The 26,124-nt window shown below is 71.5% G+C and carries 24 protein-coding genes; 23 read left to right on the top strand and 1 reads right to left on the bottom strand.

The window, feature by feature from the left end; all coding sequences use genetic code 11:
* A partial coding sequence (locus tag IR155_RS02930; RefSeq protein ID WP_135113035.1) for a hypothetical protein occupies positions 1-252 on the bottom strand: 252 nt, incomplete at its 3' end.
* A gap of 150 nt (positions 253-402) precedes the next feature.
* Here IR155_RS02930 and IR155_RS02935 point away from each other — a divergent pair.
* From IR155_RS02935 to gmk, 23 genes are all read left to right on the top strand, one after another.
* Positions 403-1,746: a replication-associated recombination protein A gene (locus tag IR155_RS02935; protein ID WP_228066582.1), complete on the top strand. Its 1,344-nt coding sequence runs from the start codon at positions 403-405 to the stop codon at positions 1,744-1,746.
* A 126-nt stretch (positions 1,747-1,872) separates the two neighbouring features.
* Positions 1,873-2,835, top strand: a complete 963-nt coding sequence (locus IR155_RS15865) for an efflux RND transporter periplasmic adaptor subunit (RefSeq protein ID WP_135113037.1) — start codon at positions 1,873-1,875, stop codon at positions 2,833-2,835.
* Positions 2,832-3,572, top strand: a complete 741-nt coding sequence (locus tag IR155_RS15870) for an ABC transporter ATP-binding protein (RefSeq protein ID WP_233441079.1) — start codon at positions 2,832-2,834, stop codon at positions 3,570-3,572. The genes IR155_RS15865 and IR155_RS15870 overlap by 4 nt, the downstream gene beginning before the upstream one ends.
* A complete protein-coding gene (locus IR155_RS02945; RefSeq protein WP_135113039.1) occupies positions 3,569-4,831 on the top strand; it encodes an ABC transporter permease in 1,263 nt (420 codons plus the stop codon). The genes IR155_RS15870 and IR155_RS02945 overlap by 4 nt, the downstream gene beginning before the upstream one ends.
* A 194-nt stretch (positions 4,832-5,025) precedes the next feature.
* Positions 5,026-5,655, top strand: coding sequence for a 30S ribosomal protein S4 (gene rpsD, locus IR155_RS02950; protein ID WP_135113041.1), 630 nt, complete (start codon positions 5,026-5,028; stop codon positions 5,653-5,655).
* A 146-nt stretch (positions 5,656-5,801) separates the two neighbouring features.
* Positions 5,802-5,999, top strand: a complete 198-nt coding sequence (locus tag IR155_RS02955) for a hypothetical protein (protein WP_135113043.1) — start codon at positions 5,802-5,804, stop codon at positions 5,997-5,999.
* Positions 6,000-6,102: 103 nt separating this feature from the next.
* Complete coding sequence (gene alaS / locus IR155_RS02960) at positions 6,103-8,763, top strand: alanine--tRNA ligase (protein ID WP_135113045.1); 2,661 nt, start codon at positions 6,103-6,105, stop codon at positions 8,761-8,763.
* A 13-nt stretch (positions 8,764-8,776) separates the two neighbouring features.
* Positions 8,777-9,244 (top strand): Holliday junction resolvase RuvX, encoded by a 468-nt coding sequence (gene ruvX, locus IR155_RS02965; protein ID WP_135113047.1) that lies wholly within the window; start codon positions 8,777-8,779, stop codon positions 9,242-9,244.
* Positions 9,245-9,253: 9 nt separating this feature from the next.
* On the top strand, positions 9,254-10,738 hold the full coding sequence (gene mltG, locus IR155_RS02970; RefSeq protein WP_228066583.1) for an endolytic transglycosylase MltG: 1,485 nt from the start codon (positions 9,254-9,256) through the stop codon (positions 10,736-10,738).
* Complete coding sequence (locus tag IR155_RS02975) at positions 10,735-11,592, top strand: shikimate dehydrogenase (RefSeq protein ID WP_135113049.1); 858 nt, start codon at positions 10,735-10,737, stop codon at positions 11,590-11,592. Before mltG ends, IR155_RS02975 begins: the two co-directional genes overlap by 4 nt.
* Positions 11,593-11,596: 4 nt before the next feature.
* Entirely contained in the window at positions 11,597-12,820 is a 1,224-nt protein-coding gene (aroC, locus tag IR155_RS02980) for a chorismate synthase (RefSeq protein WP_135113051.1), read from the top strand.
* Positions 12,804-13,499, top strand: a complete 696-nt coding sequence (locus IR155_RS02985; protein ID WP_135113054.1) for a shikimate kinase — start codon at positions 12,804-12,806, stop codon at positions 13,497-13,499. Before aroC ends, IR155_RS02985 begins: the two co-directional genes overlap by 17 nt.
* On the top strand, positions 13,496-14,647 hold the full coding sequence (gene aroB / locus IR155_RS02990; protein WP_135113057.1) for a 3-dehydroquinate synthase: 1,152 nt from the start codon (positions 13,496-13,498) through the stop codon (positions 14,645-14,647). Before IR155_RS02985 ends, aroB begins: the two co-directional genes overlap by 4 nt.
* 112 nt (positions 14,648-14,759) lie before the next feature.
* Entirely contained in the window at positions 14,760-15,320 is a 561-nt protein-coding gene (gene efp / locus IR155_RS02995) for an elongation factor P (RefSeq protein ID WP_135113059.1), read from the top strand.
* On the top strand, positions 15,317-15,724 hold the full coding sequence (gene nusB / locus IR155_RS03000) for a transcription antitermination factor NusB (RefSeq protein WP_135113061.1): 408 nt from the start codon (positions 15,317-15,319) through the stop codon (positions 15,722-15,724). The genes efp and nusB overlap by 4 nt, the downstream gene beginning before the upstream one ends.
* A 734-nt stretch (positions 15,725-16,458) precedes the next feature.
* Entirely contained in the window at positions 16,459-17,007 is a 549-nt protein-coding gene (gene pyrR, locus IR155_RS03005) for a bifunctional pyr operon transcriptional regulator/uracil phosphoribosyltransferase PyrR (protein ID WP_135113063.1), read from the top strand.
* On the top strand, positions 17,004-17,978 hold the full coding sequence (locus IR155_RS03010; protein WP_135113065.1) for an aspartate carbamoyltransferase catalytic subunit: 975 nt from the start codon (positions 17,004-17,006) through the stop codon (positions 17,976-17,978). Before pyrR ends, IR155_RS03010 begins: the two co-directional genes overlap by 4 nt.
* Positions 17,975-19,333, top strand: a complete 1,359-nt coding sequence (locus IR155_RS03015) for a dihydroorotase (RefSeq protein ID WP_135113067.1) — start codon at positions 17,975-17,977, stop codon at positions 19,331-19,333. Before IR155_RS03010 ends, IR155_RS03015 begins: the two co-directional genes overlap by 4 nt.
* Positions 19,330-19,854 (top strand): PH-like domain-containing protein, encoded by a 525-nt coding sequence (locus tag IR155_RS03020; RefSeq protein WP_135113069.1) that lies wholly within the window; start codon positions 19,330-19,332, stop codon positions 19,852-19,854. The genes IR155_RS03015 and IR155_RS03020 overlap by 4 nt, the downstream gene beginning before the upstream one ends.
* A complete protein-coding gene (gene carA / locus IR155_RS03025) occupies positions 19,851-21,011 on the top strand; it encodes a glutamine-hydrolyzing carbamoyl-phosphate synthase small subunit (RefSeq protein WP_135113071.1) in 1,161 nt (386 codons plus the stop codon). Before IR155_RS03020 ends, carA begins: the two co-directional genes overlap by 4 nt.
* Positions 21,004-24,312 (top strand): carbamoyl-phosphate synthase large subunit, encoded by a 3,309-nt coding sequence (carB, locus tag IR155_RS03030; protein ID WP_135113073.1) that lies wholly within the window; start codon positions 21,004-21,006, stop codon positions 24,310-24,312. Before carA ends, carB begins: the two co-directional genes overlap by 8 nt.
* On the top strand, positions 24,309-25,175 hold the full coding sequence (gene pyrF / locus IR155_RS03035; RefSeq protein ID WP_135113075.1) for an orotidine-5'-phosphate decarboxylase: 867 nt from the start codon (positions 24,309-24,311) through the stop codon (positions 25,173-25,175). Before carB ends, pyrF begins: the two co-directional genes overlap by 4 nt.
* Complete coding sequence (gene gmk / locus IR155_RS03040) at positions 25,168-26,103, top strand: guanylate kinase (RefSeq protein ID WP_135113077.1); 936 nt, start codon at positions 25,168-25,170, stop codon at positions 26,101-26,103. Before pyrF ends, gmk begins: the two co-directional genes overlap by 8 nt.
* The last annotated feature ends 21 nt before the right edge of the window (positions 26,104-26,124 follow it).

Raw genomic sequence — 26,124 nt, forward strand, 5'->3', positions numbered from 1 at the left:
GCACTCGCGGGCTGCAGCGGCGGCCCCGGAGTGCAGGGTGGCGGCGCCCGGGCCCACGCTGTAGAAGAGCGCCTGGCCGCCGATCGCGCCGGCGATGACGACGGCGGCGACGCTGGTGGCGACGATGTTGTCGCGGCGACGGCGGCGGGACTGCGCGCGGTGGTGCTCGAGCCGCGCCTCGTAGAGGCGGGCGCGCTCCCGTGCCTCGCGCGCGGCGCGCTCCTTGGCGGATGCCTTGCCCCCTGCGGCCATGTCTGACGGATCCTCTCGACGACGGCGCCGGCGAGGCGCCTCCTGCAGAGCGGGATCGAGCCTACGCATGGGCGGCGCGAGCGTCGAAATCGACACGGGCGAAGACGCGAGCCGGGACCGTTTGTCAGGGGCGCCTCATAGTCTGAGGGGATGACTCCAGCGAGCGGATCCCTGATGGGCGGTGGGCGCGGCCTGACGCCCCTGGCCGTGCGGATGCGTCCGACGTCGCTGGATGAGGTGGCGGGTCAGGCGCACCTCCTGCGGCCGGGCTCGCCGATCGTCGCGCTCGCCGACCCCGAGGCGCAGGCGCCCGGCACCGTGTCCGTCATCCTGTGGGGGCCGCCCGGAACGGGCAAGACCACGCTCGCCCAGGCGATCGCCCGTTCGTCGGGGCGCCGGTTCGTCGAGCTCTCGGCCATCACCGCGGGAGTCAAGGACGTGCGCGAGGTCATGCAGGAGGCGCTGAACCAGCGCGATCTCTACGGCCAGTCGACGATCCTGTTCCTCGACGAGATCCACCGCTTCACCAAGGCGCAGCAGGATGCGCTGCTCCCCGGCGTCGAGAACGGCTGGGTCATCCTGATCGCGGCGACCACCGAGAACCCGAGCTTCTCGGTGATCTCGCCGCTGCTGTCCCGCTCGCTGCTTCTCACGCTGCAGCCGCTGACGGACGAGGATCTCGGCGTGCTCGTCGACCGCGCCGTCACCGACTCTCGAGGCCTCGCCGGCGAGGTCGAGCTCGAACCAGAGGCCCGTGCCGCCCTGATCCGGCTCGCCTCGGGCGATGCACGGCGGGCGCTGACCGCCCTGGAGGCGAGCGCCGGCGTCGCCGTGTCGGAGGCGCCCGAGGGAGCCGAGACGCCCGCCGTGACGGCCGAGCACGTCGCCCAGGCCGTCGACCGGGCACTGCTGCGCTACGACCGGCAGGGCGATGAGCACTACGACGTGATCAGCGCGTTCATCAAGTCGATCAGGGGCTCCGATGTCGATGCGGCGATGCACTATCTCGCCCGGATGATCGAGGCGGGGGAGGACCCCCGGTTCATCGCGCGCCGCCTGGTGATCTCGGCCTCCGAGGACATCGGCCTCGCCGACCCGCAGGCGCTGCAGATCGCCGTGGCCGCGGCGGACGCCGTCGCGTTCATCGGCATGCCGGAGGGACGCATCCCGCTCGCCGAGGCCACCGCGTACCTCGCGACCGCCGCGAAGTCGAACGCCGCGTACAACGCGATCAACGCCGCCATGGCCGACATCAAGGCCGGCCGGATGGGCGCTGTCCCCAAGCACCTGCGCGACGCGCACTACCCGGGAGCCAAACGGCTCGGCCACGGCAAGGGCTACGTGTATCCGCACGATCACGAGCTCGGCGTCGTGACCCAGCAGTACCTGCCGGACGAGCTGCGCGGGCGACGGTACTACGAACCGAAGCCTCACGGCACCGAGCGCGAGATCGGTGCGCGGCTCGAGAAGCTGCGTCGCATCCTCGGCGGCTGAGCGGACGCCGGCCCCTGATTTCGATCAGGGTCTGCCCGGGTATGTCCGCGGCGTCCTTGACGCCCCGGTCCGTGTCCCGGGAGGGTGAGCGTACCGTTCCGTCTCCCCCCGAACCGAGGTACCAGCATGGCCGTCTTCCGGCGTGTGATCCTTCCCGTCGTCTGGCTCGTCATCGGCGTCGTCGCCGCGGCGGCCCTCGCCAAGCTGGCGTTCTTCCCCGATCAGAGCGAGGCGCCCGTGATGGGCGCCGGCGCCGAGCCGACGGGCGCGCTTTTCGAGCCGCAGCTGGCGGTCGAGCGCGGCACGATCCGGAACGACCTGGAGCTGAAGGCGACGGTCGCGGGCGACCCCGCCGTGGCGATCACGGCGTACAAGGCGGGCACGGTCGTCGACGTGTTCGCCGGCAAGGGCCAGCAGGTCGCGGCCGGCGCCATCATCGCGAGCGTGCGCGAGCAGATCCCCCAGGAGGACGGCTCCACGTTCGACCTGTGGAGCGAGATCATCGCGCCCGGCACCGGCACGCTGTCGGACCTCTCACTGGCGAGCGGCCAGGCGGTCGCGCCGGGGGACACCGTCGGCGCCGTCGCCCCCGCGACGTTCCGGATCCAGGGATCCATCGCCCCGGAGGATCGGTATCGCCTGACGGCGGAGCCGAAGGAGGCGACAATCCAGATCGCCGGCGGTCCCGCGCCCTTCACCTGCACGGGCCTGGTGCTCGAGACCCCGCTCGCCGGTCTGCCGGCCGACGACTCGGCGGCGCCCTCGTCTCCCACGACGACCGTGCGCTGCCCGGTGCCAGCGGACGTCCGGGTCTTCCCGGGCCTCAGTGCGACCATCACGATCGCCGGCGGCATCGCCGAGGACGTGCTCGTCGTGCCGATGACCGCCGTGATCGGGACGGCCGAGGCGGGCGTCGTCTTCGTGCCCGGGCCCGACGGCATGCCGGAGGAGCGCGAGGTGGTGCTCGGCCTGAACGACGGCAAGAGCATCGAGGTGCGCGAGGGACTCGAGGAGGGGGAGACGATCTTCGAGTTCGTGCCCGCCGCCGCGCAGGCCGAGGAGCAGACGTCCGCCGAGGCGCAGGGGTGAGCGTCCCGATCCTGCGGGCGCGCGGCATCACCCGCACCGTGGAGCTGCCGGACGCCGCGCCCCTGCACATCCTGCGCGGCGTCGACCTCGACGTCCATGTCGGCGACCACCTGAGCATCATGGGCCGCTCGGGGTCGGGCAAATCGACCCTGCTCAACATCCTCGGGCTGCTGGACGCGCCCACCGACGGCGACCTGGAGTTCGACGGCGTGCCGCTGCAGCGGATGAGCGCCGGGCGTCGCGACCGCACGCGCGGCCGCAACGTCGGGTTCGTGTTCCAGCAGTTCAACCTGCTGCCGCGGCGCACGGCGCTCGAGAACGTCGAGATGCCCCTGATGTACGACGGCGGTCGCGGCTTCTGGCGCCGCCGTGCGCTCGCCTCCGAGATGCTCGATCGCGTCGGCCTCGGCGACCGGCTGCAGCAGACGCCGGAACGCCTCTCCGGTGGCGAGCAGCAGCGCGTCGCTATCGCACGCGCTCTTGTGCGGTCGCCGCGGCTCATCCTGGCGGACGAGCCGACGGGCGCGCTCGACGTCGACACCGGTGCGACGATCATGGATCTGCTGGACGACATCGCCACCCAGGCGGGCGCCGCGCTCATCACGATCACGCACGACCCGCACGTCGCCGCCCGCGCGCAGCGCGCGTTCCGTCTCGCCGACGGCGTGCTGCACGAGACCGTTCCGGTGCTCGAGCCCGCCGCGTCGGCGCCCGCGGCGGCCGGAGCCGGCGCATGAGCGTCCTGACCTCCGCCGCCGGCTCACTCGCCGAGGCGTGGCAGGAGCTGCGCGTCCACCGCCTCCGCGTCCTGCTCAGCCTGATCGTCGTGGCGGTGTCGGTCGCCGCGTTCACGGGCGTCGTCGCCCTGGGGCAGATGCTCTCGCAGGGCTTCGAGGAGCAGATGGAGCGCAGCGGCGGACGCCCCGCTCTCGTCATGATCGGCGCCGCGCAGGGGGAGCCGGACGCATCGGGAATCGTCGCTTCGGCGGACGGCGACGCGCTCGACGCCGCGCTCTTCGCGACGGCTGAGCGCTTCGGCATCGACTGGGTCGCGCGTCAGGCGTGGCTCGAGGCACAGCTTCCGTACGAGGGGTGGGCCGGGATGCAGGCGGTCGACCCGGACTACGGAGTGATGCACCGCGTGCCGATCCTGCACGGCCATTGGTTCACGGACGCAGATGCGGCACGGCTGGTGCCGGCGATCGTGATCAGCGAGAACTGGTGGGAGTCGCTCGGCTCGCCCGCGATGGAGACGCATCCGAAGGTCACAGTCACGCTGACCACGTGGTCCGCCGACGGAACGCCCACGGCGCCGGCCGAGGCCGAGGCGGTGGTGGTCGGAGTGACGACCACACAGGATCAGTACTCGTTCAACGGCTTCCTCGTCTACGACGACGTCGCCGCGCTGATCGGCGCCGACGCGCTCGCCCAGAACACGAGCCGCGAGGCGTGGATCCCGGTCGACGGCGCCCAGGAGCTCATCGACGCGATGGAGACCTCGATCGCCGCGTCGCTGCCGGAGGGGTACGACGTCTCAGCCGATCGCACGGACTACCTCTACCAGCAGGAGCAGGGCGGCTTCGATCCGTTCGGCCCCATGCTGCTGGTGCTGGGCGGGATCTCGGGCCTCATCCTCGCGCTCGGCGGGCTGAGCCTGCTGAACATCACGCTCGTCACCGTGCGCCACCGGATCCGCGAGATCGGCGTGCGCCGCAGCTTCGGGGCGACCGGCACGCGGGTGTTCTTCTCGGTGATGCTCGAGAGCGTCGTCGCGACCGTCATCGCGGGCGGCGTCGGGATCGTGATCGCGATCCTCGTGCTGCGGATGCCGCTCGTCGCCGACAACATGTTCGCGATGCTGCAGGAACCGCCGGCCTTCCCGATGTCGGCCGCCGTCACGGGCCTGCTGGTCTCGGCGGGCGTGGGCGCGCTGGCCGGCCTGGTGCCCGCGCTGGTCGCCCTCCGGGTCCGGCCGATCGACGCGATCCGCTACTGATCCAGGGGGAGGACCGCGGCCCCGCCGGCGCTGGTCGGGCGTGCTCGGGTGGACCTGGTAAGCTGGATCGGCTCGAAATCCGGGCACATCCCCTTTTGCTTGATCCCTCGGGTGGGTAGACGTACGCCCGAATCGGATGGGAGGGGACTGTACGTCCGAGCGTCGCGACAGCCGCGGCCTCGTGAAAGGAAACCATGGTTACCAAGTCCCAGGACCGCCGCAAGGTCCGCCTGTCGCGCGCCCTCGGCGTCGCGCTGACCCCGAAGGCGGCGCGCTACCTCGAGAAGCGCCCCTACGGCCCCGGTCAGCACGGCCGCACGAAGCGCAAGGCCGACAGTGACTACGCCGTCCGTCTCCGCGAGAAGCAGCGTCTGCGCGAGCAGTACGGCATCCGCGAGAAGCAGCTCCGCATCGCCTTCAACGAGGCGCGCCGCACCGACGGCCTGACGGGTGAGAACCTCGTCGAGCTGCTCGAGATGCGTCTTGACGCCCTCGTGCTGCGTTCGGGCTTCGCCCGCACGACCGCGCAGGCGCGCCAGTTCGTGGTTCACCGCCACATCCTCGTCGACGGCAAGATCGTGGACCGCCCGTCGTTCCGCGTGAAGCCGGGTCAGACCATCGAGGTCAAGGGCAAGAGCGAGTCGCTCGAGCCCTTCCAGGTCGCGGCCGCCGGCGGTCACGCCGAGGTCCTCCCGAACGTTCCGGGCTACCTCGAGGTCGAGCTCGACAAGCTCCAGGCGAAGCTCGTGCGTCGCCCGAAGCGCGCCGAGGTGCCCGTCACGTGTGACGTGCAGCTCGTCGTCGAGTACTACGCGGCTCGCTGATCCATCGATCCGTCCGGAGGGCGTCGAGGCTTCTGCCTCGGCGCCCTCCGTCGTTCGCGCAGTGCCCGGCGCGCTGCCCGGCGGCGCCGGTCGGTCTACGATGGAACGACGTCGCGACGCGCGGCCCAAGCTGGAGGATGGGTGACATGAAGAACGTGCTGTGGTTCCTGCTCGGCATCGCCACGGGCTTCGCCGCGGCCCACTTCCTCAACAAGGACCCGCGCGGCGCCGAGGTGCTCGCCGACATCGACGCCCGCATCGACGAGTTCGTCGACCGCATCGGCGAGGCGTACCGCCTCGAGGAGGCCCGCCGCACCTCCGCGGACGACGCCCCTGCAGCCTGACCCCCTCCGCTCTCCGGCCGTCGCGCGAGACGGCCGTCCCCGCATGCAGTCGCGTCCGCTCCGGCGGGGCGCGGCGCCACCAGTCAAGGACGAAGCACTGCCCATGAAGACCGCGGAAATCGCGAAGCGCTACCTCGACTTCTTCGAGAAGAACGACCACACGATCGTGCCGTCCGCCTCGCTCGTGAGCGACGACCCGTCGATCCTGTTCACGATCGCCGGCATGGTTCCGTTCATCCCCTACCTGACGGGTGTCGTTCCGGCCCCCTACTCGCGAGCCGCCGACCTGCAGAAGTGCATCCGGACGAACGACATCGAAGAGGTCGGGAAGACGGCGCGCCACGGCACGTTCTTCCAGATGCTCGGCAACTGGTCGTTCGGCGACTACTTCAAGGAGGGCGCGATCTCCTTCGCCTGGGAGCTGCTGACCACCTCCGAGGAGGACGGCGGGCTCGGCTTCGACCCGAAGGACCTCTGGGTCACCGTCTACGAGACCGACGACGAGGCCGCCGAGCTGTGGCAGCGGATCGCGGGGCTCCCGGCGGAGCGCATCCAGCGCCTCGGCCGCGAGGACAACTTCTGGACAACCGGCCAACCCGGCCCCGCCGGTCCGTGCTCGGAGATCTACTTCGATCGCGGACCCGATTACGGCAAGGACGGCGGCCCGATCGTCGACGACAACCGGTTCCTGGAGATCTGGAACCTGGTCTTCATGCAGAACGAGATCACGAACGTGCGCTCGAAGACCGAGTTCGACATCGTCGGCGATCTTCCCGCGAAGAACATCGACACCGGCATGGGGCTCGAGCGGGTCGCGTTCCTCAAGCAGGGCGTCGAGAACATGTACGAGATCGACCAGGTCCGCCCCGTCCTGGATCGCGCGTCCGAGCTTTCCGGTCGCCCCTACGGCGTCTCACACGAGGACGACGTGCGCTTCCGCATCATCGCCGACCACGTCCGGTCCTCGCTGATGCTGCTCTCCGACGGCGTGACGCCCTCGAACGAGGGCCGCGGCTACATCCTGCGTCGCCTGATGCGCCGCAGCGTGCGCGCGATGCGCCTGCTCGGCGTCCAGGAGGCGACGTTCCCCGCGCTGTTCGAGGCCTCGCGCGACGCGATGAAGGAGGCCTACCCGGTCATCGAGAGCGACTGGCAGCGGATCTCGTCCTACGCGTACGCGGAGGAGGAGACGTTCCTGCGCACGCTGACGTCCGGATCCACGATCCTCGACACCGCGGTGCAGAAGACGAAGGCGGGGGGCGGGTCGACCCTCGCCGGCGACCAGGCGTTCCTGCTTCACGACACCTACGGCTTCCCGATCGACCTCACGCTCGAGATCGCGGAGGAGGCGGGCATCGGCGTCGACCGCGCCGGATTCGACGCGCTGATGCAGGAGCAGCGCCAGCGCGCGAAGGCGGATGCGCGCTCGCGCAAGCGCGCGATCGCCGACGTCAGCGTCTACCGCGATTTCCGTGCGCTCGGCGAGACGGTCTTCACCGGCTACACGGATCTCGAGACCGAGAGCCGCGTGCTCGGCGTGCTCGTCGACGGCCTCGCCACCGGTCGGGCATCCGAGGGACAGATCGCCGAGGTCATCCTCGCGGAGACGGCGCTCTACGCCGAGTCGGGCGGCCAGGTGGCCGACAAGGGAACGATCGTCGGCCCGGGCTACGAGCTCGAGGTGCTCGACGTGCAGCGCCCGGTGGCGGGACTCATCAGCCACACCGTCGAGGTCGTGCGCGGCGAGGTCGGCGTCGATCAGCCGGCGACGACGATCGTGGACGCCGCCAACCGCCGCTCGGCCCAGCAGGCGCACTCCGCCACGCACCTCGTGCACGCGGCACTGCGCGACACCCTCGGCAGCGGCGCGACCCAGGCGGGATCGCTCAACCGCGCCGGTTACCTCCGCTTCGACTTCACGTGGGGGCAGGCACTGAGCCCCGAGACCCGCTCGGAGATCGAGGAGATCGCCAACAACGCGGTGCGCGACAACCTCGAGGTGACGACGCGCGTGCTCTCGCTCGACGAGGCGAAGGCGGCGGGAGCGATGGCGCTGTTCGGCGAGAAGTACGGCCAGACCGTGCGGATGGTCGACATCGGCGGCCCCTGGTCGCGCGAGCTCTGCGGCGGGACGCACGTGTCCTCGAGCGCCGAGATCGGCCTCGTGAGTCTGATCGGCGAGTCGTCGGTGGGAGCGTCGAACCGTCGCGTCGAGGCGCTCGTCGGTCTCGACGCGTTCCGCGAGCTGACGGCCGAGCGGGCGCTCGTCGCCGAGCTCTCGGCTTCGCTGAAGGCGCCGAAGGACCAGCTCCCGGCCCGCATCGCCGAGCTCACCGCGAACCTCAAGGCCGCCGAGAAGAAGATCGCGGCCTTCGAGGCCCGCGCGCTTGCGGACCGCGTGCCGGCGCTCGCTCAGACCTCGCAGCGCACCGGATCCGTCAATCTCGTGGCCGAGTCCGTCGGCCAGGTCGGGTCGGCAGACGACCTGCGCAGCCTCGCGCTGTCGGTGCGCGACCGTCTCGGATCGGATCCGGCGGTCGTCGCCCTCACGGGGCAGGCGGGCGACAAGGTGCTCGCGATCGTCGCCACGAACGAGGCGGCGCGTTCGGCCGGAGCGAAGGCCGGTGCCCTCGTGAAGGCCGCCCTCGAGCCGCTCGGCGGTCGAGGCGGCGGACGCGACGACATGGCGCAGGGCGCGGGCTCCGAGGCGGCCGGCATCCCGGCCGCGCTCGACGCCGTGCGCGCTCAGCTGCGGACCGCGTGATCGGGCGCGGCGCGTGACGGGATTCCGGCGGGGAGTGCGCCTCGGCGTGGATGTGGGCAAGGCCCGCATCGGCGTCGCGCGCTGTGATCCCGACGGGATGCTCGCCGTCCCGGTCGAGACGGTGCCGCGCGACGAGCGCTCGATCGCCCGGCTGGTGGAGCTCGCGGGGGAGTACGAGCCGCTCGAGTTCATCGTGGGTCTGCCGCTCAACATGCGTGGCGAGGACACCCTGTCGACCGCTGACGCGCGCGAGTTCGCCGCTCAGCTCGCGGCGGCGCAGGATGCGCCCGTGCGGCTGGTGGACGAGCGCCTCAGCACAGTGTCGGCGCATTCGGCGCTGCGCCAGTCGGGCAGAACCCAGAGGGGTTCTCGTAGCATTGTCGATCAGGTCGCCGCGGTGGTGCTGCTCCAGCACGCCATCGACAGCGAGAAACGCACCGGGGCGGCCGCCGGCAACCCGGCCGGCATACCCGAGGAGTAAGCCCCGCTCATGACCGATCCGTCCCGCGAGAGCACGCCACCCGAGTCCTCGCCGATGACGCGCCGCCAGGCGCGCGAGTCGGCGCGGGCCCCGCAGGCTCCGTCCGCATCCGCCACGCCCGAGGGCGACGCGAGCGGCGTGCCGACGGCCGGCGATCCGGTGTCGGCGGCGCGCGCGATGCCCTGGGACGACGGGATCTTCGTCGAGCGCACGCCGGCGACCACGGTCACCCCCGCCGCGGAGGCGACGCCCCCGGCCGAGCGCTCGGCTCCCGCGACGCTCGCCGAGACGGCGGCGCTCGCGAGCCAGGCGCCGGCGCCCAGCGGTCCGGAGCCGGCGTCGCTCGAGGACCTCTTCGTTCCCGAGAACACGGTCGAGCCGAAGCGCCGCGGGGGCCGCGGCTGCCTCGTCACGCTCATCATCCTGCTGGCGATCCTCGGCGGCATCGTCGCCGGCGGCATGTACGTGTGGAACACCTACGGCACGCAGATCGCCGAGCGGTTCGGCTGGGACGGGCCGAGCGACTACGAGCCGGGTGAGGCCACCGGCGAGGCGATCATCACGATCGAGGAGGGCGACGGCGGCGAGGCGATCTCGCAGACCCTCTACGAGGCCGGCGTGACGCTCAAGCCCGACTCCTTCTACGACCACCTGCTTGATGCCGATGCGATCCCGACGTTCTACCCCGGGATCTACCGGCTGCAGCAGAAGATGACGTCCGAGGCGGCGCTTGCCGCGCTGGCGGACCCCGCGAACAAGCTCGAGAACACGGTCGCCCTGCAGGAGGGCTGGACCGTCTCGGCGACCCTCGAGGCGGCGTCCACGGGTCTCGACATGCCGCTCGAGGAGCTGCAGGCGGCAGCCGAGGACCCCTCGGCCTACGACGTCGAGGCCGACAGCCTCGAGGGATGGCTGTTCCCGGCGACCTACACGTTCGACCCGGGCGTCACCGCCGAGGATGTCATCAAGACGATGGTGGATCGCACGCGCGAGTCGCTCGCGAACGCCGGCGTCGCGGCGGGCGACGAGCAGCGCATCCTGACGGTCGCGTCGATCGTGCAGCGCGAGGGCGCCTCGCGTGAGGACTTCGGGATGGTCGCGCAGGTGATCTACAACCGCCTCGATCCGGAGATCTCCGACACCAACGGCCTGCTCCAGATGGACTCGACCGCCCAGTTCGGGTACCGGGCCGCGCACCCGGAGGCAGCCGAGCAGGGCTCGGTCTTCAGCTCGGAGGAGCAGCTGAACGATCCCAACCCGTGGAACACGTACGTGCACCCCGGGCTGCCCGTCGGTCCGATCGCCAACCCCGGCGACGAGGCGATCCAGGCGGCTCAGCAGCCGACGGAAGGCGGGTGGCAGTACTTCGTCACCGTGAACCTCGAGACCGGGGAGACGCTCTTCGCGGAGACCTACGCCGAGCAGCAGCAGAACGAAGCGCAGCTTCACGCGTGGTGTGCCGACAACCCCGACCACGGCGGCTGCGGCGGATGACCGGAGCCACCCGGCTCGCGGTCTGGGGCGACCCGATCGCGCACAGCCGCTCGCCGCAGCTTCACGACGCGGCGTACCGGGTGCTCGGACGGGAGTGGAGCTTCGAGCGCGTCCGCGTCGCCGAGGGCGAGTTCGATGGTGTGCTCGCAGGGCTCGACTCGTCGTGGCGCGGGCTCGCGGTCACGATGCCGCTGAAGGAGTGCGCGTGGAGGGCGAGCGGATGGCGTGATCGCCGTGCCGAGCTCACCGGAGCGGTGAACACCCTGCTCCTGCCCGGGGCTGACGTGTCGAGGCCGACCGGGGCACCTGCGTCCGCGCCGGTCGGATTCAACACCGATGTCGGCGGGATCGTCGCGGCGCTTGCCGACGAGGGGATCGCCGAGGTGGGCTCGGTCCGCATCGTGGGCGCGGGCGCCACGTCCGCGTCGGCGCTGGTGGCGGCGGCCGAGATGGGCGCCGGCACGGCGAGCGTCGTCGCCCGCCGGCCCGAGCGCGCCGCGCCCCTCGTGGAGCTCGGCGAGGCGCTGGGCGTCCCCGTCTCGGTGGAGCCCTTCGGCGGCCCGCACGCGCCGGTCGACCTCACCGTCTGCGCGCTGCCGGGCGGCACGATCCTGCCGGACGAGGATGCCGACGCCCTCGCGGCGGGCGGTCATCCGCTGTTCGACGTCGCCTACCACCCGTGGCCGTCGCACCTGGCGAGCCGCTGGCAGGGACCGGCGATCCCGGGGCTCGGAATGCTGCTTCACCAGGCGGTGCTGCAGGTGCGGGTGTTCACGACCGGATCCGTCGACGAGCCGCTCGCGTCCGAGGATGACGTGCGCGCCGCGATGCGCTCCGCGCTCATGGGAGACTAGGCGCATGCTCCGCGTGCTCACGGCCGGCGAATCGCACGGCCCCGAACTCATCGCCGTCATGGAGGGACTTCCCTCCGGCGTGCCCCTGCTTGCCGAGGACATCCAGGCCGACCTGCAGCGTCGGAAGCTCGGCTATGGCCGCGGGTCGCGCATGAAGTTCGAGCAGGACGAGCTCACCATCTCGGGCGGCGTGCGTCACGGCCTTACCCTCGGCAGCCCCATCGCCCTGCGCATCGGCAACACCGAGTGGCCCAAGTGGACCGAGGTCATGAACCCGGCCCCCGTGGAGCTCACCGAGAAGTCCCGCGGCCGCGGCGCAGCGCTCACCCGCCCGCGCCCGGGACACGCCGACCTGGTCGGGATGCAGAAGTACGACTTCGACGAGGCGCGCCCGATCCTCGAGCGCGCGAGCGCCCGCGAGACGGCCGCGCGCGTCGCGCTGGGGGCGGTCGCCCGCGCGTTCCTGGCGGAGCTGGGCATCCGGCTCGTCAGCCACACGCTGTCGATCGGGCCGGTGCGCGTGCCGGATGACGCGCCGGTGCCGACGCCGGATGACGTCGCCGCGCTCGACGCCGATCCGCTGCGCTGCTTCCACCCCGAGACCTCCGAGCGCATGGTCGCCGAGGTCGACGACACCCGCAAGGAGGGCGACACCGTCGGCGGCATCGTCGAGGTGCTCGCGTACGGCCTGCCGCCGGGGCTCGGCTCGCACGTGCACTGGGATCGCCGCCTCGACGGAAAGCTCGCGCAGGCGCTGATGAGCATCCAGGCGATCAAGGGCGTGGAGGTCGGCGACGGTTTCGAGACCACCCGCCGCCGCGGTTCCGCCGCGCACGACGAGCTGTTCGTCACGTCCGACGGCATCGCGCGCGGCAGCGACCGCGCCGGCGGCACCGAGGGCGGCATGTCCACCGGCACCGTGCTGCGCGTGCGGGCGGGGATGAAGCCCATCGCGACCGTTCCCCACGCACTGCGGACGGTGGACGTCGCCACCGGCGAGACGGCCGCGGCCCATCACCAGCGCTCCGACGTCTGCGCGGTGCCCGCCGCCGGCGTGGTGGCCGAGGCGATGGTCGCGATCACGCTCGCCGACGTCGTGCTGGAGAAGTTCGGCGGCGACTCCGTGAAGGAGACGCGCCGCAACCTGACCGCCTACGTGGACGGCATCGCGGAGAGCCTGCGGACGTCGGCGCAGCCGGTCGACCTCGCGCATGACCTCGCACTCTGACGCAGGCGTCCCCGCCGCCGAGTCGACCGGCGCATCGCCGCGTGCGCTCGTGCTCGTCGGCCCCATGGGCGCCGGCAAGTCGAGCATCGGGCGTCGCCTCGCGCGCACGCTCGGGGTGCGGTTCCGCGACACCGACAGCGCTGTCGTCAAAGAGCACGGGCCGATCGCCGACATCTTCGCGGCGCACGGGGAGCCCCATTTCCGTGCGCTGGAGCACGAGGCCGTGATCGCCGCCGTGGCGCGCGGCGGGGTGGTCGCACTCGGCGGCGGCGCCGTGCTCCACCCGGGCACGCGCGCCGCCCTTCGGGATCACCACGTCGTGCTGCTCACGGTCGAGGAGCGCGTGGTCGCGGGCCGCATCCGCGCCCAGCAGAAGCGCCCGCTGCTGAGCGGCGACGGGGATCCGCTGGACGCCTGGATCCGGATCCGCGACGCACGCGAGCCGATCTACCGCGAGGTCGCGGATGCGGTGTTCGACACCTCGAGGGGCCCCCTCGGCGACGTCGTGACGGCGATCGCCGCGTGGGTGCGCGCCGAGGATCCGGCCTTCGCGCCGGGTGTTCCCTCGGAGCAGCAGACGACGCAGGATGAGACCGCCCTGAGCGCAGAGGATCTGAGCGCAGAGGACCCGAACGCCCCGGTTCCCGGCGCGGACGGCGACAAGGAGACGACGCGATGAGCGAGACCAGCACGCAGGCGGACGACCGCACCCCGGGCGACACCGTGATCCACGTGAACGGCACCCCGGGCTACGACGTGACCATCGGTCACGGCACGATCGGGCAGGTCGGGCCCGCGCTTCCCCCGGCGGCGCGCAAGGTGCTCGTCGTCCACCCGCCGACGCTCGGCGCCCAGGCGGCCGAGCTCCGCGAGGCCCTCATGGCCGACGGCGGACGCGAGGTGCTGCTGGCCGAGATCCCCGACGCCGAGGCGGGCAAGCGCATCGAGGTCGCCGCGTTCTGCTGGCAGATCATGGGCCAGGCCGATTTCACCCGCACCGATGCCGTCGTGGGCTTCGGCGGCGGCGCGGTGACCGACCTCGCCGGGTTCGTGGCCGCCAGCTGGCTGCGTGGCGTCGAGATCGTGCAGGTCCCCACCACCGTGGCGGGAATGGTCGACGCGGCCGTCGGCGGCAAGACCGGCGTGAACACCGCGGAGGGGAAGAACCTCGTCGGCGCGTTCTGGGCACCGCGCGCGGTCATCTGCGACCTCGATCTGCTCGCAACGCTGTCGGAGAACGACGTGCTCGCGGGCTTCGCCGAGATCGTCAAGGCAGGTTTCATCCGGTACCCCGAGATCCTCGACATCGTGGAGGCGGACCCGGATCGCGCGATCGACGTCGCCTCGCCCGAGTTCCGCCGCTGCGTCGAGCTGGCGATCCAGATGAAGGCCGACGTCGTGGGGGAGGACTTCCGCGAGGCGGGCCTGCGCGAGATCCTCAACTACGGGCACACGCTCGGGCACGCGATCGAGCACGCCGAGCGCTACCGCTGGCGTCACGGCGCGGCGGTCTCCGTCGGCATGATGTACGCCGCCGAGCTGTCGCGCCTCGCCGGACGTCTCTCCGACGCCGCGGTCGACCGGCACCGCCGGGTGCTCGAGCTGCTCGGCCTTCCGACCACGTACCGCGCGGGCGCGTGGCAGACGCTGCTGGCGACGATGCAGCGCGACAAGAAGGCGCGCGGCGGCATGCTGCGCTTCATCCTGCTCGACGACATCGCCAAGCCGACGGTTCACCAGGCGCCCGACGAGTCGCTGCTGTTCGCCGCCTACCAGGAGATCGGCGCCGAGGAGCAGGGCCGCATCATCAGCACCCGCCGCGGCTGAGGGCTCCCGCTCGGGGGACTCCCACGCCGACACGATAGGATCGTTCCTCGGCCGTGACGGCCCCGGACTTGCGCGCGACTCGGCGCGACTCAATCGAACGAACGGAAGATCCATGGCATCCACCGCAGACATCAAGAACGGCGTCGTTCTCAGCATCGACTCGCAGCTCTGGAGCGTCGTGGAGTTCCAGCACGTCAAGCCCGGCAAGGGCGGCGCGTTCGTCCGCACCAAGCTCAAGAACGTCGTCACCGGCAAGGTCGTGGACCGCACGTTCAACGCCGGCGCCAAGGTCGACATCCAGAACGTCGACCGCCGCGACTACTCGTACCTCTACAACGACGGCGAGAACTTCGTCTTCATGGACCAGAAGGACTACGACCAGATCACGGTCCCCGCTGCCACCGTCGGCGACTCCGCGAAGTTCCTCCTGGAGAACCAGGAGGTCACCATCGCCCTCCACGACGGCACCCCGCTGTACGTCGACCTCCCCGCGTCGGTGATCCTCGAGATCACCTACACCGAGCCGGGCCTGCAGGGCGACCGCTCGTCCGCCGGCACGAAGCCCGCCACGGTCGAGACCGGCGCCGAGATCCAGGTGCCGCTGTTCCTCGAGACCGGCACGCGCGTCAAGGTCGACACCCGCACGGGCGAGTACCTCGGCCGCGAGAAGTGAGCGCCCGCACCAAGGCACGCAAGCGCGCCCTCGACATCCTGTTCTCGGCCGACGTCCGCGGCGACAAGCTCTCGGTCGCCCTCGCGGCCGAGGCGAAGCGGGCCGCGTCCGAGCCGGCACGCCAGGCATCCTGGCTCTACGCCCGCGAGATCGTGGACGGCGTGATCGACCACGCCGAGGAGATCGACGAGCAGATCTCCACCCACAGCCGCGACTGGAAGCTCGACCGCATGCCCACCGTCGACCGCGCGCTCCTGCGCATCGCGACGTGGGAGATCCTGTTCAACGACGCCGTGCCGACCGCCGTCGCGATCGATGAGGCGGTCGACCTCGCCAAGGAGTTCTCCACGGATGACTCCGGCGCGTTCGTCCACGGAGTGCTCGCCCGCATCGCCCGCAGCTGAAGGGTCGTTTTAGAAGCGTCTCGCACGCTCGCGCCGACGCTCCGCGCCGGCACCCGTGAGCGAGGCACCGTCGCTGACGCTCCGTTGCGGCAGCGCTTCGCGCTGCGGGGTCGCTTCGCTCCACGCTCACTTCGTTCGCACAGGCACAGGCCCTCTGCGCACCCCGCCGGTTATCGAGCGAGCGGAGCGAGTCGAGATGACCCGCTCGCACGGGTGGGCGGCTTCGAGTCGGTCGCTTCGGCTCGCTGGCGCTCGCTCAGCAACCGGTGGGGTGCCGGCCCTTGGCTTAACCCCGGTTATCGAGCGAGCTCGCGAGTCGAGATGACGGACCCGCACAGGTCGGTCGCTTCGGCTCGCTGGCGCTCGCTCAGCAACCGGTGGGGTGCCGGCCCTTGGCTTAACCCCGGTTATCGAGCGAGCTCGCGAGTCGAGATGACGGACCCGCACAGGTCGGTCGCTTCGGCTCGCTGGCGCTCGCTCAGCAACCGGTGGGGTAAACGTGCGGCGTGTGCACCTTCGCGCCGCTTGTTCGGTGCGTTTGCCGCACCTCTGCGTGCCCCCACCCCCGGTTATCGAGCGAGCTTGCGAGTCGAGATGACCGACCCGCACGGCCGTCGCTGCGGCTCTCCGGCGCGCGGTCAGCAACCGGCGCGCGCTGGGGGAGTCCGGCACCGGTAGGCTGGACCCACCTGCACCTTTAACACCGTCCCGTGAGGCGGAGAAGGGAGAGGCCCATGAGCACGCGCGCTGTGCTGAATGACGCCGACATCACGCGGGCCCTGACTCGGATCGCCCATGAGATCCTCGAGTCGAACAAGGGCCCGGACGACCTGATCCTCCTCGGGATCCCGACCCGCGGCGTCACCCTCGCCCGCCGGCTCGCTGCGCTGATCGAGCGCTTCGCCGGAACCGTCGTGCCCACCGGGGCCCTGGACGTCACGATGTACCGCGACGACCTCTCCCAGCACCCGACGCGCACGCCGCGGCCGACCGAGATCCCGCCCGGCGGCATCGACGGCAAGGTCGTTGTGCTCGTCGACGACGTGCTGTTCTCCGGGCGCAGCATCCGCGCCGCGCTCGACGCGCTGAACGACATCGGCCGGCCCGCCGCCGTGCGCCTCGCGATCCTCGTCGACCGCGGCCACCGCGAGCTGCCGATCCGGCCCGACTTCGTCGGGAAGAACCTGCCGTCCTCGCGCTCCGAGCGCGTGAACGTGCGCCTCGCCGAGATCGACGGCGGGGCCGACGAGGTCACGATCGAGGCGCGGGAGGACGAGCGATGAGGCACCTGCTCGACACCCGCACGCTCGCCCGCGAGGACGCCATCCGCATCCTCGACATCGCCGAGGACATGGCCGACACGCAGTCGCGCGAGGTCAAGAAGCTCCCGACCCTGCGCGGCAAGACGGTCGTCAACCTGTTCTTCGAGGACTCGACCCGCACCCGCATCTCGTTCGAGGCCGCGGCAAAGCGGCTCTCGGCCGACGTCATCAACTTCGCCGCCAAGGGCTCGAGCGTCTCCAAGGGCGAGAGCCTGCAGGACACCGCTCAGACGCTGCAGGCGATGGGGGCCGACGCGGTGGTCATCCGCCACGGCGCCTCCGGGGCGCCCCGCACCCTCGCGACCAGCGGATGGATCGACGCGGGCGTCGTGAACGCCGGCGACGGCACGCACGAGCACCCCACGCAGGCCCTGCTCGACGCCTTCACGATGCGCAAGCGCCGCTACGGCGGCGACAGCCGCGGACGCGATCTCGCGGGCTTCCGGGTGGCGATCGTCGGCGACATCCTCCATTCCCGGGTCGCACGCTCGAACGTCTGGCTGCTTCACACCCTCGGCGCGGAGGTGACGCTCGTCGCCCCGCCGACGCTGCTTCCCCAGGACACGTCGGCGTGGCCGGTGACCGTGCGCTATGACCTCGACGAGGCGATCGCCGACGCTCCCGACGCGGTCATGATGCTGCGCATCCAGCTGGAGCGCATGAACGCAGCGTATTTCCCCTCTGAGCGGGAGTATTCGCGTCGCTGGGGGCTCGATCCTCGGCGCCTCATCAGCCTCCCTCCCGGTAGCATCGTCATGCACCCCGGGCCAATGAACAGGGGTCTGGAGATCTCCGCCGAGGCCGCCGATTCGCCCCGCTCGACCGTGCTCGAGCAGGTCAAGGCCGGCGTATCGGTGCGGATGGCGGTGCTGTACCTGCTGCTGGCAGGCGAGCGGACGAACCCGAAGCGCGCAAACGAGGAGGGGCGATGAGCCTGAAGCCCACGAACGAGGTCCTCCTCATCACCGGAGCAGCGATCGAGGGCGTCGACCGCGCCGACCTGCTGATCGAGAACGGCCGGATCACCGAGGTCGGCACTGGACTGTCCCGCGAGGGTGCGACGCGCATCGACGCGGACGGCCTGATCGCCCTGCCCGGCCTCGTCGATCTCCACACCCACCTGCGCGAGCCCGGCTACGAGGCGAGCGAGACCATCCTGACCGGCACGCGCGCGGCTGCCGCGGGTGGGTTCACCGCGGTGTTCGCGATGCCCAACACCTCGCCGGTCGCCGATACCGCGGGAGTGGTCGAGCAGGAGCTCGCCCTCGGCGAGGCGGCCGGCTACGCGACGGTGCAGCCCATCGGCGCGGTCACGGTCGGCCAGAAGGGCGAGCGGCTCGCTGAGCTCGGCGCCATGGCCGATTCTCGGGCGCGGGTCCGTGTCTTCAGCGACGACGGCTTCTGCGTGTGGGACCCGCTGATCATGCGCCGCGCGCTCGAGTACGTGAAGGCCTTCGACGGCGTGGTCGCGCAGCACGCGCAGGACCCCCGGCTCACCGAGGGCGCGCAGATGAACGAGGGGATCGTCTCGGCCGAGCTCGGCCTCACGGGATGGCCCGCCGTCGCCGAGGAGTCGATCATCGCGCGCGACGTGCTGCTCGCCGAGCACGTCGGCTCGCGCCTGCACGTCTGCCACCTCTCGACGGCCGGATCGGTCGACATCATCCGGTGGGCGAAGAAGCGGGGGATCGCGGTCACCGCCGAGGTCACCCCCCACCACCTGCTGCTGACCGACGAGCTCGTGCGCGGCTACGACGCCCGCTACAAGGTCAACCCGCCGCTGCGGACGGCCGAGGATGTGCAGGCGGTCCGTGAGGGCCTCGCCGACGGCACCATCGACATCGTCGCGACCGACCACGCGCCGCACCCGGCCGAGGCGAAGGCGTGCGAGTGGCCCGCCGCGGCCAACGGAATGGTCGGCCTCGAGAGCGCGCTGCGCGTCGTCCACCAGGCGATGGTCGAGACAGGCCTGCTCGACTGGGCGGACGTGGCGCGCGTGATGTCCGCGACACCGGCGCGGATCGGGCGGCTCGAAGGACACGGCACGCCGCTCGCTGTGGGTCAGCCCGCCGAGCTCACGCTCTACGACCCCCGCACCGGCGGCTCGTTCGGCACCGATGACCTGCGCGGCCGCAGCGTCAACTCGCCGTACGTCGGGCGCGAGCTTCCCGGCCAGGTGATGTGGACGATCCACCGCGGCTACGTCACCCTCGCGAACGGCGAGCTCGTCGAGCCGCAGGGGGTCATCGCATCCGATGCATTGAGCGAGCGGAGCGAGTCGAAATGACCCAGGAAGCCGCCGCACTGATCCTCGTCGGCCTCGCCGTCGTCGTGCTCGCGCTGATGGCGTGGGGCTGGCGACGACGATCCCGGCGCGACGCCGGCATCGCGGCCCCGGTCGGCGAACGCCGCGGCGAGATCCGCGGCACGTTCACCGGCCTGTACGTCGCCACGACGCGCCACGAGGCGCCGCTGGATCGCCTGAACGTGCGGCACCTCGCGTTCCGTGCCCGGGCGACCGTGGTCGTGACCGACGCCGGCGTCGCGCTCGAGCTGCCGGGATCGGCTCCCGTCTTCCTCGGCGCCGCGCGCATCGAGGGCGCGGGACGCGCCACCTGGGCGATCGACCGCGTCGTCGAGAACGACGGCCTCGTCCTGATCGCCTGGACCGCCGACGACGGCACCGTCTGCGACACCTACCTCCGTCTGCAGGACGGCGATCCGGATGCCCTCGGGGCCGAGATTGCGCGTCTTCAGACGCCCACCGACTCACCCTCCGACTCCACCCAGATGGGAGCACAGCGATGACATCGCTCCTCGACCGCCAGCCTGCGGTGCTCGTCCTCGAAGACGGCACGCGCTACCCCGGGCACGCCTACGGCGCCCGCGGCACCACCCTCGGCGAGGTGGTCTTCACGACCGGCATGACCGGCTACCAGGAGACCCTCACCGACCCGTCGTACGCCGGCCAGATCGTGCTGCAGACCGCACCGCACATCGGCAACACCGGCGTCAACACCGAAGACCCCGAGTCGCGCCGCGTCTGGGTCGCCGGCTACATCGTGCGCGACCCCAGCCGCGTGGTGTCGAGCTGGCGTGCCGAGGAGACCCTCGACGATGCTCTCGAGCGCGACGGCATCGTCGGGATCAGCGGGATCGACACCCGCGCCATCACGCGCCACATCCGCTCCGCCGGCAGCATGCGCGGCGGGATCTTCTCGGGCGACGCCGCGTCCCTCGCGGAGGAGGAGCAGCTGCGCCTCGTCACCGAGGCGCCGGAGATGGCCGGCCAGAACCTCTCCGACCAGGTGTCGGTCGAGGTCGCCGAGGTCACACCGGCCGTCGGCGAGAAGATCGGCAACCTCGCGGTGATCGACCTCGGCATCAAGCAGGCGACCGTGAACAACCTCGCCCGCCGCGGGTTCGAGGTGCACGTCCTGCCGCAGAACGTCACCCGGGAGCAGCTGCTCGCGATCGAGCCGGTCGCCGCCTTCTACTCGAACGGACCCGGAGACCCCGCGGCCTCCGAGGGCCACGTCGAACTGCTGCGCGGCATCCTCGACGAGCGCCTTCCGTTCTTCGGCATCTGCTTCGGCAACCAGCTGCTCGGCCGCGCGCTCGGCCTCGGCACGTACAAGCTCCCGTTCGGCCACCGCGGCATCAACCAGCCGGTGAAGGACAAGCTCACCGGGCGCGTCGAGATCACCGCCCACAACCACGGCTTCGCGGTCGAGGCGCCCCTCGAGGGCGAGTTCGACAGCCCCGCCGGCTACGGCCGCGTCGAGGTCAGCCACGTGGGCCTGAACGACGACGTCGTCGAGGGCCTGCGCGCCCTCGACATCCCCGCGTTCTCGGTGCAGTACCACCCGGAGGCCGCGGGCGGCCCCAACGACGCCAACTACCTCTTCGACCGCTTCCGCGACATGGTCGTGGAGCACCTCACCAAGAAGGACGCGAATGCCTAAGCGCGACGACATCCAGTCCGTCCTCGTCATCGGCTCCGGACCGATCGTCATCGGTCAGGCCGTGGAGTTCGACTACTCCGGCACCCAGGCGTGCCGCGTGCTCCGCGAGGAGGGCGTGCGCGTCATCCTGGTGAACTCGAACCCGGCCACGATCATGACCGACCCCGAGTTCGCCGACGCGACCTACGTCGAGCCGATCACCCCCGAGGTCATCGAGTCGATCATCGCGAAGGAGAAGCCGGACGCGATCCTGCCGACGCTCGGCGGCCAGACCGCGCTGAACGCCGCCATGGCGCTTCACGAGCGCGGCATCCTCGAGAAGTACGGCGTCGAGCTGATCGGCGCGAAGGTGGATGCAATCCGCAAGGGCGAGGACCGCCAGATCTTCAAGCAGCTGGTCATCGACGCCGGCGCGGAGGTCGCCCGCAGCGTGATCGCCCACACGATGGACGAGGTGCTCGCCGGCGCCGAGGAGCTCGGCTACCCGCTCGTCGTGCGCCCGTCCTTCACAATGGGCGGCCTCGGCTCGGGCTTCGCGTTCGACGAGCAGGATCTGCGCCGCATCGCCGGCCAGGGCCTGCGCGAGTCGACCACGACCGAGGTGCTGCTCGAGGAGTCGATCCTCGGGTGGAAGGAGTATGAGCTCGAGCTCATGCGCGACACGGCCGACAACACGGTCGTGGTCTGCTCGATCGAGAACGTCGACCCCGTCGGCGTCCACACGGGAGACTCGATCACCGTCGCCCCTGCGCTGACGCTGACCGACCGCGAGTACCAGAAGCTGCGCGACATCGGCATCGACATCATCCGCGCCGTCGGCGTCGACACGGGCGGCTGCAACATCCAGTTCGCGGTCAACCCGGAGAACGGCCGGATCATCGTGATCGAGATGAACCCGCGAGTGTCGCGCTCGTCGGCGCTCGCGTCGAAGGCCACGGGCTTCCCGATCGCGAAGCTCGCCGCCAAGCTCGCCCTCGGCTATCGCCTGGATGAGGTGCCCAACGACATCACGAAGGTGACCCCCGCGTCGTTCGAGCCCACGCTCGACTACGTGGTCGTGAAGGTGCCCCGGTTCGCGTTCGAGAAGTTCCCCGCCGCCGACCCGACCCTCACGACGACCATGAAGTCGGTCGGCGAGGCGATGGCGATCGGCCGCAACTACACGACCGCGCTGCAGAAGGCCCTCCGCTCGGTCGAGAAGCGCGGTTCGAGCTTCCACTGGGGCGACGAGCCGCGCTCCGCCGAGGAGCTGCTCCTCGAGGCCCGCACTCCCACGGACGGCCGCATCGTGCTCGTGCAGCAGGCGCTGCGCAAGGGCGCGACGGTCGCCGAGGCGTTCGACGCCACCGCGATCGACCCGTGGTTCCTCGACCAGATCGTGCTGATCAACGAGGTGGCAGACGTGGTCGCCGGGGCGGCGGAGCTGGATGAGCGCGTGCTGCGCCTGGCGAAGGAGCACGGCTTCTCGGACGTCCAGATCGCGCAGCTGCGCGGCACCGACGAGGCGGATGTGCGCGGCGTCCGGTACGAGCTCGGGCTGCGCCCGGTGTTCAAGACGGTCGACACGTGCGCGGGCGAGTTCCCGGCGCTCACGCCGTACCACTACTCGAGCTACGACTTCGAGTCGGAGGTGACCCCCTCCGACCGCAAGAAGGTCGTGATCATCGGATCCGGCCCGAACCGCATCGGGCAGGGCGTCGAGTTCGACTACTCGTGCGTGCACGCGTCGTTCGCGCTGTCGGCGGCCGGGTTCGAGACGATCATGATCAACTGCAACCCCGAGACCGTGTCGACCGACTACGACACGTCCGACCGTCTCTACTTCGAGCCGCTGACGCTCGAGGACGTGCTCGAGGTGCTGCACGTCGAGTCGCTCTCGGGCGAGATCCACGGCGTCGTCTGCCAGCTCGGCGGCCAGACCCCGCTCGGGCTCGCGAAGGGCATCGAGCAGGCCGGCTACACGATCCTCGGCACCAGCCCCGCGGCGATCGACCTCGCCGAGGACCGCAAGCTCTTCGGCGAGATCCTCGAGCGCGGCGGCCTGCTCGCCCCGCGCAACGGCACGGCGACCGACGAGGCCGAGGCGGTCCGCATCGCCGAGGAGATCGGCTACCCGGTGCTCGTGCGCCCCAGCTTCGTGCTCGGCGGCCGCGGCATGGAGATCGTGTACGACACCGCGAGCCTGCGCGATTACTTCGCACGCATCGCGGAGCACGCCATCATCGGTGCGGATGCCCCGCTGCTCGTCGACCGCTTCCTCGACGACGCCGTGGAGATCGACGTCGACGCGCTCTACGACGGCCACGAGCTGTACATCGGCGGCATCATGGAGCACCTCGAGGAGGCCGGCATCCACTCCGGCGACTCGAGCTGCGCGCTGCCGCCCATGTCGCTTGGCCGCACCGAGATCGACCGCGTGCGCGAGGCGACCCTCGCGATCGCGCAGGGTGTGGGCGTCCGCGGCCTGCTGAACGTGCAGTTCGCGATCAGCGCCGGCGTGCTCTACGTCATCGAGGCGAACCCCCGCGCGAGCCGCACGGTGCCGTTCGTGTCGAAGGCGCTGGGCATCCCGCTCGCCAAGGCCGCCGCGCGCATCACGGCGGGCGAGACGATCGACACGCTTCGCTCCGAGGGTCTGCTGCCGCAGACCGACGGATCGCGCGTGCCCCTCGATTCGCCGGTCTCGGTCAAGGAGGCGGTGCTGCCGTTCAAGCGGTTCCGCACCCGGGAGGGACAGATCGTCGACTCGGTGCTCGGGCCGGAGATGCGCTCCACCGGCGAGGTCATGGGCATCGACCGCGACTTCCCGACGGCGTTCGCGAAGAGCCAGTCGGCGGCCTACGGCGGAATCCCGCTGAGCGGCACCGTGTTCATCTCGGTCGCCGACGCCGACAAGCGCGACGTGATCCTGCCGGCCCACCGCCTGCAGCAGCTCGGCTTCTCGATCCTCGCGACCGAGGGCACGGCCGAGATCCTGCTGCGCAACGGCATCAAGGCGGAGGTCGTGGGCAAGTACAGCGCGACCCAGGAGTCCGGCGAGGAGAACATCGTCGACCTCATCAACGAGGGTCGCGTGGACATCATCGTGAACACCCCGAGCGGCATGTCGGCGCGCGCGGACGGCTACGAGATCCGCGCCGCGGCGGTCGGCGGGGACAAGGCCCTGTTCACCACGATCGCCACGCTGGGCGCCGCGGTGAGCGCCCTGGACACCATGCGCGACGGCTTCCGGGTGAAGAGCCTGCAGGAGTACGCGACCGAGCGTGCGGAGCGCACCGCCCTCGCCCTGGGGGCGGTGTGACCGCATCCGCCGGCTCGTTCGGAGACCGCGCCCGCGCCGCCATCGCGCGGCGCGGGCACCTCTGCGTCGGCATCGACCCCCACGAGCCGCTCCTGGCGGCGTGGGGGCTCGGCGCGGATGCCGCGGGGGTGCGCGAATTCGGGCTCCGCGTCGTCGAGGCCGCGACCGGGCGCGCCGGTTTCGTGAAGCCCCAGGTGTCGTTCTTCGAGCGTCACGGGTCGGCCGGCATCGCCGCCCTCGAGGACGTTCTCGCCGCGGCGCGCGGCGCGGGGCTGCTGGCGATCGCCGACGCCAAGCGCGGCGACATCGGATCGACGATGGACGCGTACGCGGCGGCGTGGCTGACACCCGGTGCCCCGCTCGAGGCGGACGCGCTGACCGTGACCCCGTACCTCGGCGTCGGATCCCTCGACGGCACCTTCGCGCTCGCGCACGCCCACGACAAGGGGGCGTTCGTGCTGGCGGCGACGAGCAATCCCGAGGCGACCGCGCTGCAGCGGGCGACGTCGGGCGACGGGCGGACGGTCTCCGCCGAGATCGTCGCCGAGGTCTCCCGGCGCAACGCCGAGGCCGCGGGGCAGGGCCACTGGGGGAGCCTCGGCTTCGTCATCGGCGCCACGGTCGACTGGGCAGCCGCGGGGCTGGAGCCCTTCTCGCCCGTCGCGCCCATCCTGGCCCCTGGCTTCGGCCACCAGGGGGCGCGCCCCGATCAGCTGCGCGCCGTGTATGGCACGATGGCCCCCGCGGTCGTCGCGAGCGAGAGCCGCAGCCTCCTGTCCGCCGGCCCCGCCGGCATCGCGGATGCGATCGCCGCGGCCGCCTCCGCCTACCCGCCCGTCACCGAGGGGAGCCTGCATGTCTGACACCGCAGATGACGCGCCTCGCGCCACCGCGACGCGGCCCCCGGAGGTCGACAGGGCCGCGGCCTCCCGCCGCGCGGTGGCCGCCCGGCGGGCGCGCGCGTCGCTGAAGCGGGACCTCGCCACCCGCGTCGTGACGCCGCAGGAGGTGCTGCGCCGCGCGGCGGCCGACCCGGCGTCGCCGGCCGGCACGCTTCGCGTCCCCGACTTCCTGACCTCGCTGCCCGCGATCGGCGAGGGCAAGCGCGACCGCATCCTGACCGAGCTCGGCATCTCGCCGGTCAAGCGCCTCGGCGGCCTCGGCACGCGGCAGCGCTCGGCCCTCGAGGCGTGGCTCGATCGGCGGATGCCCGAGCCGCGACCCCGCCCGGGACGCAGCCGCCTCCTCGTGCTCGCCGGCCCGACCGCCGTCGGCAAGGGCACAGTGTCGGCCAAGATCCGCGAGGAGCACCCCGAGATCCTCGTCTCGGTGTCGGCGACGACGCGTCCTCCCCGCCCCGGCGAGATCGACGGCGTCCACTACTACTTCGTGGACGACGCGGAGTTCGATCGCATGCTCGCCGAGGACGAGCTGCTCGAGCACGCCGTCGTGCACAACAAGTACCGCTACGGCACGCCGCGCGGACCGATCGAGGCGGCGCTGGCCGAGGGGCGCACCGTCCTCCTCGAGATCGACCTGCAGGGCGCGCGGCAGGTGCGCGCCGCCGATCCGCGCGCCTCGCTGGTGTTCCTGCTGCCGCCGAGCTGGGATGAGCTCGTGCAGCGGCTCGTCGGCCGCGGCACCGAGGACGCGGAGGAGCGCGCCCGTCGCCTGCGCACCGCGCGGGTCGAGCTGGCGGCCCAGGGGGAGTTCGACTTCCACGTCGTGAACGAGGACGTCGCCACCGCCGCGCGCCAGGTCGTAGACTTGACCCAGGCGTCCGCGCGCTGATCCGTCTGGTCCGCTCCGGAC

It is taken from the genome of Microbacterium paludicola, assembly GCF_015235415.1.
GTDB classification, from domain to species: Bacteria; Actinomycetota; Actinomycetes; order Actinomycetales; family Microbacteriaceae; genus Microbacterium; species Microbacterium paludicola.

What these genes read in the sequence shown, in the direction of transcription:
- IR155_RS02935 (WP_228066582.1), top strand. Translation starts at nt 403, where the DNA reads ATGACTCCAGCGAGCGGATCCCTGATGGGCGGTGGGCGCGGCCTGACG.
- IR155_RS15865 (WP_135113037.1), top strand. Translation starts at nt 1,873, where the DNA reads ATGGCCGTCTTCCGGCGTGTGATCCTTCCCGTCGTCTGGCTCGTCATC.
- IR155_RS02945 (WP_135113039.1), top strand. Translation starts at nt 3,569, where the DNA reads ATGAGCGTCCTGACCTCCGCCGCCGGCTCACTCGCCGAGGCGTGGCAG.
- rpsD (WP_135113041.1), top strand. Translation starts at nt 5,026, where the DNA reads ATGGTTACCAAGTCCCAGGACCGCCGCAAGGTCCGCCTGTCGCGCGCC.
- IR155_RS02955 (WP_135113043.1), top strand. Translation starts at nt 5,802, where the DNA reads ATGAAGAACGTGCTGTGGTTCCTGCTCGGCATCGCCACGGGCTTCGCC.
- alaS (WP_135113045.1), top strand. Translation starts at nt 6,103, where the DNA reads ATGAAGACCGCGGAAATCGCGAAGCGCTACCTCGACTTCTTCGAGAAG.
- mltG (WP_228066583.1), top strand. Translation starts at nt 9,254, where the DNA reads ATGACCGATCCGTCCCGCGAGAGCACGCCACCCGAGTCCTCGCCGATG.
- IR155_RS02975 (WP_135113049.1), top strand. Translation starts at nt 10,735, where the DNA reads ATGACCGGAGCCACCCGGCTCGCGGTCTGGGGCGACCCGATCGCGCAC.
- aroC (WP_135113051.1), top strand. Translation starts at nt 11,597, where the DNA reads ATGCTCCGCGTGCTCACGGCCGGCGAATCGCACGGCCCCGAACTCATC.
- IR155_RS02985 (WP_135113054.1), top strand. Translation starts at nt 12,804, where the DNA reads ATGACCTCGCACTCTGACGCAGGCGTCCCCGCCGCCGAGTCGACCGGC.
- aroB (WP_135113057.1), top strand. Translation starts at nt 13,496, where the DNA reads ATGAGCGAGACCAGCACGCAGGCGGACGACCGCACCCCGGGCGACACC.
- efp (WP_135113059.1), top strand. Translation starts at nt 14,760, where the DNA reads ATGGCATCCACCGCAGACATCAAGAACGGCGTCGTTCTCAGCATCGAC.
- pyrR (WP_135113063.1), top strand. Translation starts at nt 16,459, where the DNA reads ATGAGCACGCGCGCTGTGCTGAATGACGCCGACATCACGCGGGCCCTG.
- IR155_RS03010 (WP_135113065.1), top strand. Translation starts at nt 17,004, where the DNA reads ATGAGGCACCTGCTCGACACCCGCACGCTCGCCCGCGAGGACGCCATC.
- IR155_RS03015 (WP_135113067.1), top strand. Translation starts at nt 17,975, where the DNA reads ATGAGCCTGAAGCCCACGAACGAGGTCCTCCTCATCACCGGAGCAGCG.
- IR155_RS03020 (WP_135113069.1), top strand. Translation starts at nt 19,330, where the DNA reads ATGACCCAGGAAGCCGCCGCACTGATCCTCGTCGGCCTCGCCGTCGTC.
- carA (WP_135113071.1), top strand. Translation starts at nt 19,851, where the DNA reads ATGACATCGCTCCTCGACCGCCAGCCTGCGGTGCTCGTCCTCGAAGAC.
- carB (WP_135113073.1), top strand. Translation starts at nt 21,004, where the DNA reads ATGCCTAAGCGCGACGACATCCAGTCCGTCCTCGTCATCGGCTCCGGA.
- gmk (WP_135113077.1), top strand. Translation starts at nt 25,168, where the DNA reads ATGTCTGACACCGCAGATGACGCGCCTCGCGCCACCGCGACGCGGCCC.